The following is an 11656-nucleotide window of genomic DNA, read 5'->3' as shown; positions in this document are numbered from 1 at the left end:
GCCAGCAGCAGCGACCCCGCCATTGCCAGCCTCCGGTTCCGCTTCGCTCCACCTACGCCCGGCAATGGCGGCGGAGGCGACAATGCACTAACTATCTACCCGGACCACCCGGTGGGGGCTGCTCAGGTATGGACTCTCTACGTGGGGCTGTTGACGAGCGTGGCGGTGTTGATCATCAGTGTGATCTTCCAGACCGGTCCTTTTGCGTGGAGCGAGGGGCTCGTCGATCGTCTGTTCAGGCACGACAGCGTCGCGGTAGCCGGGCTGCCGGTAGTTGCGCTGACAATATGGTTGCCGATAGCCGTGCTGCGATGGCTTCCCCGTCGTCCGGAGCGATCCTTTCTGTGCGGCATGCAGGACGCACTCGACCCAAAACGCAATCCGAACTGGCGATCGCGCCTGCCTTCCGGCACCCAGCGCGCAGAATGGTTGCGCCGATGCCGCGCGGGTGCGCTGATCGCCGCCGCCGTTTTCGCCCTTGCCGCGACGGCTGGCTATATCCTGGCCGGAAAGGCGCCCGCCGATGCTGGCAAACCTTTGCCAAGGCTGACCCTAGCGGCACTCGCGGGCAGTCATGGTGCGGGGATGCCGGCCTATGCTCGGCTGGTCGACGCGTTGCCGGGTTACGATCAGGCATGGCTGCGGCGCTGGAATACGCGGACGAGCAGCTATCACGACTATTACCTGCCGTTGCGCGCGCCCGGCCAGTCCCCGATCGATCCGGTCGCCGTCGTCATGTTGGCAAGCTATCCCGCAAGCGGTGAGGGGCCCGATGCCGATCCGCCGGTGCCGCCCCTGGAAGGGGCGCTTTCGAAGGCGCATCTGCCGACCTGGATGCGGATCAGGATGCGCGAGCATGGCTTCGAACTTGCCGAGGATGCGGTGTTGCTGCGGCGCATGGCGCTAGATGGGCGCATGCCCGGCGCTGACGATGTTGCGCAGGCATTGTCCATTATTTTTGGTGGTACGCTGACCTTCTGTTGTCTGATGATGGCTTGGCTGTGGACGCGAGCGCTACGCGCGATGCAGCCAAGGCGGTGAACGCCGCTACGCCGGCGCGGCGACTGGGACCGCCGGCGGGGCCAACCAGGTCCGGCAATGTGGCTTTCGCCGCTCAGTCCTGCGGCTCGGGCTCGCTGAAATGACAGGGTTCCTCGGCGCCTGCATAGAACGCTGTACCGTCGCGTCGTCAGTGCTGTGGCTCTAGCACACGCCCCTTGCGGTCGATTACGGACCAACGCCCGCCGACCATCGTTCCATGTTCGTCGTCGAGCCGTTTTTCCTTGCAGCCTATACAGACTTCGGCGCGACCATGATCGAACGGATATCCCCAGTCATAGTCGGTCACGATCATGGGGCGTAGGGCACGATCATAATAGACGAGCTTGCCGTGCCGCAGCCCTCGCACAAAGCCTTCTTTGAAGTAGTCGGCGCCATTGTCGAGGATGAAAACGCTCACGGCTCGCCCGTCTGGCCTGACATAGGCGATCCCGCCCCCGGTTCCGGCACGGCCGATCCGAACCTCCGCCAGACCATTTTCGAATGTCATCCGCACGAGATGTGCCGGATCGATATGCGGTACGTCCTCCTCGAACCGCGCGCAGGGCCCGTGCGATTCCAACCCGCCGCCTCGCGCTACGTAGGTGCAATCCAGCGGAAAGTTCGTTGTTTGCGGGGATGCCGCAAGCAACGTAACGGCGAGCGCTGCGATCACGATTTTCGCTCTCCCGGCGCGACCTGTGGATCCTGCGTCAATGGGTCATCCAAGCGGTTCCGGTGCCGATGTCGCAGGCCGTTCCCCGCCTGCGCCTGGATACATATCCTCAAATCGCTTGATGCACGAGCGTAGGACGAAGACATTCAATCCGAACACCAATGCCCAAGGTAGAGCAGCGGATGGGTTCTAGATCAGCGCGACCGTATCTGACTGCATCGCAACGCGCCGGACACTCAGCGGATTGTTCCGCCACGGCACGGCCCTCCCACGCCGAAAACCGCGCCAAATTATCATGATCTCGCCGACCGCCCAGACGTTGGCGCCGTTCGGCAATTCGCATTGCTTAATGCGCCGCGCGTGGGATTCATGGCGCTAAGTGGTACCAATGCCGCGTAAGCCGTGTTTGCTCATAGACGATCGCGCCGGTCGGACTTCCGCCGTGCGGCCTGAACACGAAGCTGGTGCCCCAAGGGGTGCCGCCCGGCAGCTTTTCCAACAAGTCGATCTGACCGTCGGCGTGGCGCACGTAACCGGCGAACGATAACCGGTCGATGGCTGCGCACAGCGCCTCGTATCGACCCTTGGGAACGCGCAAGCGCCGCAACATGTCGTTGACATGGACTCTGGGTTGCAACGCTGTCGGATCAGCTTTCGCCGGATAGTGCGTGATCAGCGTGTCGTTCAGGAACCGATAGTCATCGAAGGCGGGTTGCCCGTTTTTCCCTGCATGGTCCTGGCCCCTTTCAAGCGACGCGATCGCGGGCGTCGCGGCGATCTCCGCCACGAGCGCGTCCAGGCGATATCGGTTCAACCAGAAGAAGCCTTGCGTCGTATGGAAGGCGGCCCCATAGAGCGCGCCACCGAGGACCAAAGCGGCGAGCAGTACGCCGATCTTGCGACCTGCGGCCTGGTGCAACAACACGGCAGCGGCGATAATGCCGGCCGCCGTTGGGACCGGCGCATAAATTATCAGCGACCAGACCACGCCGGTAAGTGCGATCGCCCCGAGCGGCAAAGTAGTCGTTGTCGTTGCCCGTATCACTGCGGGTCTGCAGCGTTTAGCAGTCGCAATATCGCTGGCTTATGCGAATATCGGCGTCGCAACCGCGCCTGCTCGGCATCGATGTGCGAGCAACGCAGGCGGCGTATCGCAGTCGCGATTTCGATCGATCGTGCGCGGTCATAAGGTTCTTCGCCTGCCCAATGGGCGCATTGGGCGCGACGCGCCAAAACGCCTTTGACGGAGTCCTTTGATTTGACAGTGTCGATCCGTGCAACCTCTGCCGAGGCGGTGTCGAGCGGCGCAGAGGATGCATCCGCCGTCGCCAATTGTACCGCAAGCAGGAAAAGCGCGCTGGTCTTCATGGCTTGCGCATCTCTTTCGTAAGATGCCGATCGTCGATCAACGTGGGGCGTAAGTGATGCCGATTGAGGCGCGTCATTTAACGGCCGAGATGGCAAGGCGTCGGTGTAGATCGCCCGAGACTCGCAACAGCATTCGACAAGCCTCGGTCGTTGTCGACGTCGAAGCGGCGCTCAGCAGTCGTCGCCGCCGTCCCCGTAGCCCCGACGCCGCCGTTGGGTCAGACTGAAAAACGACGTGGCAAGACACTGCGTCTACATCCACACGGATCGACGCTGAAAGACGCGGCCCATTCCGGCCGCGAAAGAATCGACGCGTGCCCGGAGCAGGGTGCGACGTCCGTCGCCGGTGCGGGTGTAGACCAGTTCCGAACTTCCTATGCTTTGTCGCCATTGACGATGGAAATGTTCAGCAATCTCTTTGCGGGCGCCGATCAGGGCGGGAACGGCATGATAGTCGGTGCGACGGCTACCCCACAGGTGGCTTTCACGAACCAGGAGATACCGCGGGTTCTGCACCGGTCCGAGCACTTCGGCGAGCGCGTCGAGAAATATGCGCTCCTCTGCACGCGTGGCGCGGTCCATGATCACCTCGTAACGGCCTTTGAGGTTCGGTCGGATGAGAATTTCATACCCTGATCCATCCCGCGACAAGGCCCCGGCATGGTGCAGGGTGGCAACGAGGGCTTCGCAGACTTGGCTCAGGCTGCGTTCGAGGGAGCCGTTTCGCCGCCATAGCATCATGGCCCGCGAAAGTTTGGGCAGCGAGAAGACGAAGGTCGCGCCCAGGAAGATCAGCAGCAGCGTCACCAAATTGCCTGAACCGATGAACTGACGGACGACGCCCGTCGCCGAGAGTGCGCCACCGCTGATCCCCGAGAAGGTCAGCGCGCGTAGCGTATCGCGCCATGCGAGTGCGCGCGGTGCGTAGTTCGCTTCGGCCACGCGGCGGACATGACTGCGCTCCGTCGCGCCTCCGAGGGACGTGCGCCATTTTGCCGCAACGCCTTGACGATCGCGCGCTTCCGTCAGGGTCCTGGAGTTCTCGCTGTCCGTCGATACGGCGAGATCGAGCGCCAGCCTCTCGATACCGTTCTCGACCGTTTGGGATGGTCCATTTGTTATGCCTTCGAACGCGTCGAACCGCCGGGCGAGCAGTGCGATATCACCCTCCCGCGCGGTCGGATCCGCTGACGAGCCGGGGAACACGGTCGCGAGGTGCCATATCGCCGCCACCTTGCCCGGCGCGCCCGGGTCGATGCGGATCGCGCGGCCCCGCATCTGGTTCGACAGCATGTAGGAGCCGGCGTTGCTCGCAAGGATCAGGCTGTTGATCGCCGGCGCATCCCATCCCTCGCCGAGCAGCGCCTGCGTGCCTACCAGAACCCGTATGGCGCCGCGCTGGAACAGGCGCGTAACCACGGTAATGAGAACATGACCGATCCCGCCCTTTGCCTCCAGGCCGACATGATCGGGGCAGCCCGGCAGCACGCGACGGTTCACGCGAGCCGGATCGATCCGCATGGCGGTGGCTTCCACGTCGAAGGCTGGCAAGACGCCGATCGGTAGAATGACGAGTGTCCCGGTAAGCACCGCAAGCGCATCGGGGATGACGTTGGCGCGACGCAGCACCTCGAAGATCGGCACAACACCCAGCTTCGTTGGCGAGAACGGTAGGTCGTCCTGCTTCGGTAGTTCGTTCGCGCGCACTCGATCGGAAAGGATGACCATGCGAAGACCGGCTCCGAGCGTGTCCGCTTCAGCTCGCGCGATCTCCACGATGCTGTCCATTTTCGCGACGCTGCCGGCCACCGCCGTAAAGATCGCCTTGGACTCGTGGAGGGTGACGCGCTTGTTCTCGATCAGGCCCAGGTCGTCGAGTTCGTGGCGGAGTTTGCGCCAGCGTTCGTCGCCGAGAACGGTCTTGCTGCGTGGCTCGTCGAGGAGTCCCTGCAAGAGCCGCTCGAGCCAGTCGGACGTCAAGGGAGGCAGGGCAGCGTCCGCGATGCCGAGCAGGTCGGTCGCGGCGGGCGGAATGGCTCGTCCGGCGGCATGGATCACGATCATCAGGGCCGTCAGATATTCGGGGCGGTCGAGCAGTTCCTCTTCATGTGCTTGCGGATCGGCCAGCCAGGGATGCGCCACGAGGCAGTCGATCAGCGCGGCATCGGTGGTCAATGCTTCGGTCAGACGCTCGATCGCCTCACGCCGCGACAGCAGCAGGGTCCATTCGTCGTGATGCGGGCGGGAGAGATGAATATGGTCCTGATGAGGGCACAGGTCGCCGTTGCGCACGAGTTCGGGCACGGAAATTTCGCTGTCGATCGGTCCGCAGAGCGCTTCGTAGCGCGACCACTCGGCAAATGGCGCGTCGTAGGGCGGCGTGGCGGTCAGCGCGACCAGCAGCGTGTCCTGCAACCGTTCGCGCAACGCGAATAGCGCGCTCCACCATTCTCGACGCAGATGATGTGCCTCGTCGACGATCAGGGTGATCGGTCCCATGCGTTCGAGCGCGGTCACTAGGGCATCGAACCGCTCGGCGCCGCTGGCATGGACAGCGTGCAGCGCCTGGTACGTGGTGACCGTCATGGTCGCAGGCGTCTCGATATCGGTCGATATGTCGGCGTCCCAACCCTGTGGATCGTCGAGGAACAACGGAAACAGGCGTTCGCGCCACTGATTGCGGATCGTAAGACTTGGGGCGAGGATCAGCGCGGGGCGCCCGATCCGCCGCATCAATTCCAGACCCAATATGGTCTTGCCGGACCCCGGAGCGGCGACGATGTGCAGTCGTGCGTCGCTGAGGTAGCCATCCATTTCAGCCAGCACGCGCGCCTGATAATCGCGCCAGGTGCCTTTGAATTGCATATCACTCAACATCGGGCCGCATCAGAACGGCTGTTGGCCGTTCGGTCAATTAGGATCCTCCGGCCGACGTGCAGTCCCGAGTTCCGCCAGCGGCATACGGCTAGCCGTTGTGCGAGGCACAGGATTTGACCCTGCGATGCATGAGGGACGCGCGTGCGGTTCGGCGACTGACGGCGTACGCCGCTAATTGGCGGCTCGTCGTCGCCAGTCACTGCCGCTAAGTCGAACCTGTCGATATGAAGCGAGCTAGCGACGACAGGAGCAATGCGATGTTCAGCGATCCCGAAGCATTGGCCATGATCGCCGTTTCGCTTGTGCTGGCGGCGTTCGTCACGTGGATCGCGGTTCGCCTTGTCGGGCGGCGTCTGGCGAAGCGGAACCTGTTCCTGGCCTTCTCGGTGACGGCCCTCGCCGCGCCTGCGATCGCGCTCGCGTGCGGGATCGTGCTGTTCAAAATCGACTCTGCTGCATACCCGAGATCAGACGGGCCACCGATGGCGCTCGCGGGCGCGATCATGATCTCGCAGGTCATGCTGCTGGCGACTGTTCCCACGGCCTGGCTCTTATTGAGACGCCGGAAGTCGAAAGTCGGCGGCGACACCACCGGTCGCGTGGCGTCACCGGGTGACGCGACGAAGGGAGGCAGCACGACGGCGGTTCCGCTGACGATCAGCATGACGCGGGATAGCGTCTGCATGGCCGATGACATCAATGCGCCTCACGACAAGACGTTCGTGGTGACCGCCGTCGATACGCTGGCCGACGTCGCTGCCAAGGTTGCGGCGTCGAGCTATCTGCCGATGCCGAGCGGCACGTTGGGCTGGACGATCGAGGCGGAGGGGGTGGTGGTGGTGATCCGCAAGGGGTTTTTATGCCGTCGCGTAGCCACGGTGCAAGGAGATCCCGCAGCGATCATGGCGCGGGACCACCCGATTTTGACCGCCCTCTACGTCCGTCCGGGCTCGCGCTGGCTAGACGCAGTGAAGGCCTCGTCGTGATCCGGACCAATCGGGGCGGCCAGCGCAAGGCTGCGTAAGGCGGTTTCCTCATCGACTCTTGTCGGCGTATCGGTTTTGACAACCACGTGCCAGCCAGGCAGCGTCGGACCGCTCGAACCGGCGCGCGGCGTGCCCCGCGGTGCGCCGGACGTAAACGATCGGCTTAGCGTATTGGTGACGGCAGGTGATCGTCGCCACGGTATCGGGCTCTTGGCCGACCCGGTCGGGGGGCGAACCACATCGACTTACAGGTCACATACCGCAACGCCGGCCATTACACCGTGACGCTGCCGGGTACCGGGTTCGGCCGCGGCGCGGCGCCGATCGGGCGGAGACCACGCAGGCTAGCGACATGGCGGGCGTTGACCTCGCCGACGCGCGGACGGACAATGACGACGCTCGGCAGATTGTCAGCATGGACAATGAGCCGGCCAAGGGGACGATCCGCCTCCTTCCCGTTGAAACCGGGAGCGGAGCGGGCGCTCGCTCTCCTGAGGACCGTCAAGATTACGCACGCCGAGGTTCAGCCGGTCGGCGACGGACGTCGGCTATCCTTCCCATCACGACATTCGCAAGCGGATAGCCGGGCTTCGAAATCGGTCATTCGAAAGCATGAACCAGCGTCCGTGTGTGGACGCCCCGCTGGATACAATGGGGTATTTGATAGATGTGTTCGCGCAGGTTCAGGTGCTTCCGTGTGTCCGGCCTGTTGATGCAGCCATCATCACGGCTGCTGGCCTGTATGGAGATCGCGGATCGGGTCCAGACCGAAGTTGCGCGCTCGAGGCGCTCGGACACATCCCTGGTTTTCCCAATCCCGTCTCTGACCGTTGCGCCATACCTCTCTACTGACCTTCCTTGCGTCCCTGACGCCTCAAGCCTTGACGGTTACACCGCCGCGGCCGGAGCTCTGTAGGACCGGCCATGCGCCATCAGCGCCCAGACGGTCCTCGCCATCTTGTTGGCCAACGCCACCGTGATCAGCATGCGCGGCTTGCGAGCCAGCATGCCGGCCAGCCATGCGCCGGCTTTATCGGGGTCACGCGCCGCAACCTTCGTAACCGAACTTGCGCCGATAATAAGAAGCCTCCGCAAGCTACGCTCGCCCATCTTTGTTGTGCGCCCCAGCCGCTCCTTGCCGCCGCTAGAGTGCTGTCGGGGTACGAGGCCAAGCCAGGCTGCAAAATCACGCCCGCGTCGGAACGTGCTGGCAGCAGGCGCTAGCGCCACAAGCGCAGTCGCGATCACCGGCCCCACCCCCGGAATGGTCATCAGCCGCTTCGCCACGGGGTCAGTCTTGGCCCGGTGCGCGATTTCGCGATCCAGAAGAGCGATCTGCGACTGAAGCGCTTGAAGGCTTTGAGTGATAACTGTCAGCACTGGCCGCGCCACAGGCGGTATATCGGATGCAGGATCGGCAACAAGCTCGAACAGCTTCCCGACATGCCCGACACCCTGCCGAACGATGTAGCCAAATTCGGTGAGGTGTCCTCGTAGGGCGTTGATCAGCTGCGTGCGCTGGCGCACGAGCAGATCGCGCGTACGGAAGATTACTCCGGAGGCCTGTGCTTCGGCGCTCTTACCCTGCACGAAGCGCATCGTCGGGCGCTGCGCCGCCTCGCAAATCGCTTCGGCATCGGCCATGTCGTTCTTCTGCCGCTTCACGAACGGCTTCACGTAGGCCGGTGGAATGAGCCGCGTGTCGTGACCTACTGCGGTGATCTCGCGAGCCCAGTAATGGGCGCTTGCACAGGCCTCCATTGCCACCACGCATCGTGGCAAAGTCGAGAAGAATGACATAACCTGATCACGCCGAAGCTTTTTGCGGAAGATGACAGCACCGCTCGGATCCGAGCCGTGAACCTGGAAAACCGACTTGGCCAGATCGATGCCGACTGTGCTAAACTCACCCATGGACGCCTCCTCAGTGGTGTTTTCAACACCCCCACTATGGCACATCAATGCCGTCAGGGGGCGTCCACCCCAACGAAGTTGGGAAGTGTGGGAAGCGGCGTTAGCGTCCGCAACTGGTTCCTCAGGACATCACTGCTCGCTGTCGCAAATGTGCATGGTATCCGCTTCTTTTCGGAACGGACATTTGCGACAACCCGATGATCGCATTTCGGTCAGCCGTCGGCCAGGTCACAGCTGTCGCGAAACTTAGGATATTCGCGATTGGGGGCGCAGTCGCTTGGACCATCCGTTCGGAAATCCTGCACGGACTTCGGGCATTGGCGGGTTGCGTATAAAGGCTGCGCTATCTGCCGGCCGGCAGCCAAAGCCGCATCACCGTAGGCGTGCTTACTTGCGGGCCAGCCATCACGACCATGGCATAGGGGGCACCAGCGCGCACGGCGCGCATCGCGGCCCCGCCGGCCTTTCGTGCCGCCCCGCTAACCGCGCTATTGGCAGGTATGTCGAGGTTACGAGCCACCGCCACACCGTCGAAAAACAGCATAGTACGGAACGCGATCTGCACGTTACGTGCATAGAGCACCTCTCCCATGTTGAGATCACCCTGACCGCGCTGGTCCGTGGCAAGCAGCTTACCGACACGCGCCAGCAAGGCTCGATCCGCTGCCAGCTTCATCTGCGCGGCCTTGTAGCCGTCGGTCTGGAGTGCCATCGCGTTATAGGCGATGTCGTGCAGTTTGCACGCTTGGTCCACGGGGCTCTGACGACCAATGCCATTACGACTGATGAGAACAATGGCCGGCTTCTTGAGGTCCGCCGGGGTGAGCGCAGACTGGCTTTCGCGTCCTGCCGACCAGCCCTGACCGCACCAGTCGCCGAAATAGGTTATTGGTTCACGCTGTGGCGGGGTTGGACGTGCTCGAGGTGAGGCCATGTCGCTTACTCCTCTAGGACGATACGACGACGTGCGACCAGCGCGGCGGGGTCCACAGTCCGCCACGTTCGCGTCGCTAGGTCGAGCGTGAACAAAACCTCTGGTTGCATTGGATCAGGACCGCCGACGATCATCGCGACGTGGCCGCCATCGGTCGAAACCGCAACGTCGCGCACGACAAGTGCTTTCATGGTCTTGGTTTCGGACGGCAGGCTTATAATACGCTCCAACCGCGCGGCCGCCTGGCGGAACAGCGCGATCCCTCCCTCGTCCTGTGCTAGCAGCAGGAGGCCGCCCGGCACCGCCATCGCCTTCATTACGTCCTTGTTGCCAGCGAGACGCGCCAGACCGAACGGCTGGGCGGGCGCCAGACGCCACGCGCTGGTGCCGCCAGCATAGTCGAGGTAGCGGTTGCTGTCCTCCACGCCATCGGCCGGGTAGCCAGCGTTGACGACCGTTCCCGCCTTCTGCGGTACGATCGTGTCGACTTCGGCGAAATGGTGTGCAGCGCCGACAGGCGCCGTACTCCCAGAAGCGGTCTGCTCGAATAGGTCATGCTGGCAGTAGCGATCGGTAGGTGCGAGGCAGTTGCGTCGCCAGAACATCAGCCGACCGTTCACTTCCACCGGGAAGCGCATCTGCACTGCATCGCGGCGACGCACTTCCATCGCAGTCTTGCCCGGTAAGAATCTGACGATTGTCGATGGACGATTGCCTTTCGCATCCGCTTGCGGCTTGGTCACAACGGCCAGCACCGCTCCGCCGACGAACGATGCGTCCTTGATGGAGCTGCCGACCGGCGCCGCATATTCGGTCGCGTCGTGCCGACCGATATCAGCGAGGGTGAGGGTGCAGGTCTCTGGCTCGCCGCCGCGGCAGAAGGTAAGCAACAGTTCGCCTGGCTCCGCGCCGAACCGCACATTCTGGAGTTGCCGTCCCACACGTGGAGCAGCCTCCGGCATTTGCGCGGGACCGGAGCATCCGGCTGCCAGGGCGACGAGCACAAGCGTCGCACGCATAAACCAGAGTGGTGCCTGGACATCCATGATCGTCGGCTCCTTTTGAACACCGTCTTGGTCGATTATAGCCATCGCAACAAGCATCACCCCGCAGCGCCGTTGACAAGCTTCATTCGCCCGCGTGACAGACGCAGCGGAGTCTGCCGCTACCATGCACCGCCCGGGTATGAAGGCACTGCTGGCGGTCGTTGCCGCAGGCGGCGTTGACATCTTCTACGCCGACGCGATAGACCGGCTGTCACGCAGTCGGGCCGATATCGCGACATTGTTCGACTATCTCGAGTTTCGCGGCATCCCCCCTGGCGACGCGCAAAGAGGGCATAGTCACGCCGCTGCACATCGGTATGATTGGTACCATCAACGCCGAGCAGTTGAGCGCCACCAGCGACACGACGCGCGATGCGCTAGTGCGTTGTAACGCGATGGGTAAAGATCCCGGTGGCTCTGCTTATGGCTTTAAGAAACGCGTCGAGCACAACGGCAATGGCGAACGCATCCGCGGCCTGCAGCAGATCGTGCCTACCGAGGCTGCGGTGATAGTCCGCCTCTTTGGGAACTACGCTGCCAGCCTGTCGCCAATCGCCATCACGCGGCGCCTTGATGCCGATCCGCATCGCCAACTGCCGCCGTTCTCACAGCATCCCTGCGCAGCGTGCGCGTCGGGTGGTAACCCAACACCCTGAAGATAACGAATTTTTCAATTGTCGTATAATCGTGGTAAGGCTACCGCCACGGTAAGGCAGTACGGCAAAAAGGTACGGCTAGGTGAGGCGACGCGTAAAAATGCGTCGCGCATAGGGGAGGGTTTTTGAGCATGTTTGTTATCGGTTCTCATCGACGCGGG

11 protein-coding genes and 1 pseudogene are annotated in these 11656 nt (G+C 63.0%); 5 read left to right on the top strand and 7 right to left on the bottom strand.

What is annotated here, in order from left to right; all coding sequences use genetic code 11:
* Nucleotides 1-91 (top strand): annotated as a pseudogene (locus O6Y00_RS13055) (integrase catalytic subunit); the annotation flags it as partial.
* Nucleotides 92-159: 68 nt separating this feature from the next.
* A complete protein-coding gene (locus O6Y00_RS13050) occupies nt 160-1041 on the top strand; it encodes a hypothetical protein (RefSeq protein WP_353443021.1) in 882 nt (293 codons plus the stop codon).
* 148 nt (nt 1042-1189) lie between these two features.
* On the opposite strand, the gene O6Y00_RS13045 is transcribed toward O6Y00_RS13050, so the two are convergent.
* From O6Y00_RS13045 to O6Y00_RS13030, 4 genes are all read right to left on the bottom strand, one after another.
* Nucleotides 1190-1714: a hypothetical protein gene (locus O6Y00_RS13045; protein ID WP_353443020.1), complete on the bottom strand. Its 525-nt coding sequence runs from the start codon at nt 1712-1714 to the stop codon at nt 1190-1192.
* A 367-nt stretch (nt 1715-2081) separates the two neighbouring features.
* Entirely contained in the window at nt 2082-2759 is a 678-nt protein-coding gene (locus O6Y00_RS13040) for a hypothetical protein (protein ID WP_353443019.1), read from the bottom strand.
* Nucleotides 2756-3082, bottom strand: a complete 327-nt coding sequence (locus O6Y00_RS13035) for a hypothetical protein (RefSeq protein ID WP_353443018.1) — start codon at nt 3080-3082, stop codon at nt 2756-2758. The genes O6Y00_RS13040 and O6Y00_RS13035 overlap by 4 nt, the downstream gene beginning before the upstream one ends.
* A 252-nt stretch (nt 3083-3334) precedes the next feature.
* Nucleotides 3335-5947 carry a DEAD/DEAH box helicase family protein gene (locus tag O6Y00_RS13030; protein WP_353443036.1) on the bottom strand — a complete coding sequence of 871 codons (2613 nt, stop codon included), beginning with the start codon at nt 5945-5947 and terminating at the stop codon, nt 3335-3337.
* 269 nt (nt 5948-6216) lie between these two features.
* On the opposite strand from O6Y00_RS13030, the gene O6Y00_RS13025 reads away from it, so the two are divergent.
* Nucleotides 6217-6945 (top strand): hypothetical protein, encoded by a 729-nt coding sequence (locus O6Y00_RS13025; RefSeq protein WP_353443017.1) that lies wholly within the window; start codon nt 6217-6219, stop codon nt 6943-6945.
* 888 nt (nt 6946-7833) lie between these two features.
* On the opposite strand, the gene O6Y00_RS13020 is transcribed toward O6Y00_RS13025, so the two are convergent.
* The 3 genes from O6Y00_RS13020 to O6Y00_RS13010 form a co-directional block, all read right to left on the bottom strand.
* Nucleotides 7834-8859, bottom strand: a complete 1026-nt coding sequence (locus O6Y00_RS13020) for an IS110 family transposase (protein WP_353443016.1) — start codon at nt 8857-8859, stop codon at nt 7834-7836.
* A 343-nt stretch (nt 8860-9202) separates the two neighbouring features.
* The gene (locus O6Y00_RS13015; protein WP_353443015.1) at nt 9203-9793 is read right to left on the bottom strand and encodes a hypothetical protein; all 591 of its coding nucleotides are present in this window, start codon (nt 9791-9793) and stop codon (nt 9203-9205) included.
* Between the two features lie 5 nt (nt 9794-9798).
* Nucleotides 9799-10884, bottom strand: coding sequence for a hypothetical protein (locus O6Y00_RS13010; protein ID WP_353443014.1), 1086 nt, complete (start codon nt 10882-10884; stop codon nt 9799-9801).
* A 49-nt stretch (nt 10885-10933) separates the two neighbouring features.
* Here O6Y00_RS13010 and O6Y00_RS13005 point away from each other — a divergent pair, with 49 nt between their 5' ends.
* The gene (locus O6Y00_RS13005; protein ID WP_353443013.1) at nt 10934-11230 is read left to right on the top strand and encodes a recombinase family protein; all 297 of its coding nucleotides are present in this window, start codon (nt 10934-10936) and stop codon (nt 11228-11230) included.
* Nucleotides 11157-11495 (top strand): hypothetical protein, encoded by a 339-nt coding sequence (locus O6Y00_RS13000; protein WP_353443037.1) that lies wholly within the window; start codon nt 11157-11159, stop codon nt 11493-11495. The genes O6Y00_RS13005 and O6Y00_RS13000 overlap by 74 nt, the downstream gene beginning before the upstream one ends.
* The last annotated feature ends 161 nt before the right edge of the window (nt 11496-11656 follow it).

The sequence above is a fragment of the Sphingomonas faeni genome (assembly GCF_040407565.1).
GTDB classification, from domain to species: Bacteria; Pseudomonadota; Alphaproteobacteria; order Sphingomonadales; family Sphingomonadaceae; genus Sphingomonas; species Sphingomonas faeni_F.
Note: the sequence above shows the minus strand (reverse complement) of the source record. Positions and strands in the feature narration are given on the sequence as shown.

Excerpts from the sequence above, each read along its gene's own strand:
- O6Y00_RS13030 (WP_353443036.1), bottom strand. The coding sequence starts at position 5,947 with ATGCAATTCAAAGGCACCTGGCGCGATTATCAGGCGCGCGTGCTGGCT.
- O6Y00_RS13025 (WP_353443017.1), top strand. The coding sequence starts at position 6,217 with ATGTTCAGCGATCCCGAAGCATTGGCCATGATCGCCGTTTCGCTTGTG.
- O6Y00_RS13020 (WP_353443016.1), bottom strand. The coding sequence starts at position 8,859 with ATGGGTGAGTTTAGCACAGTCGGCATCGATCTGGCCAAGTCGGTTTTC.
- O6Y00_RS13000 (WP_353443037.1), top strand. The coding sequence starts at position 11,157 with ATGATTGGTACCATCAACGCCGAGCAGTTGAGCGCCACCAGCGACACG.
- O6Y00_RS13010 (WP_353443014.1), bottom strand. The coding sequence starts at position 10,884 with ATGGCTATAATCGACCAAGACGGTGTTCAAAAGGAGCCGACGATCATG.
- O6Y00_RS13015 (WP_353443015.1), bottom strand. The coding sequence starts at position 9,793 with ATGGCCTCACCTCGAGCACGTCCAACCCCGCCACAGCGTGAACCAATA.
- O6Y00_RS13035 (WP_353443018.1), bottom strand. The coding sequence starts at position 3,082 with ATGAAGACCAGCGCGCTTTTCCTGCTTGCGGTACAATTGGCGACGGCG.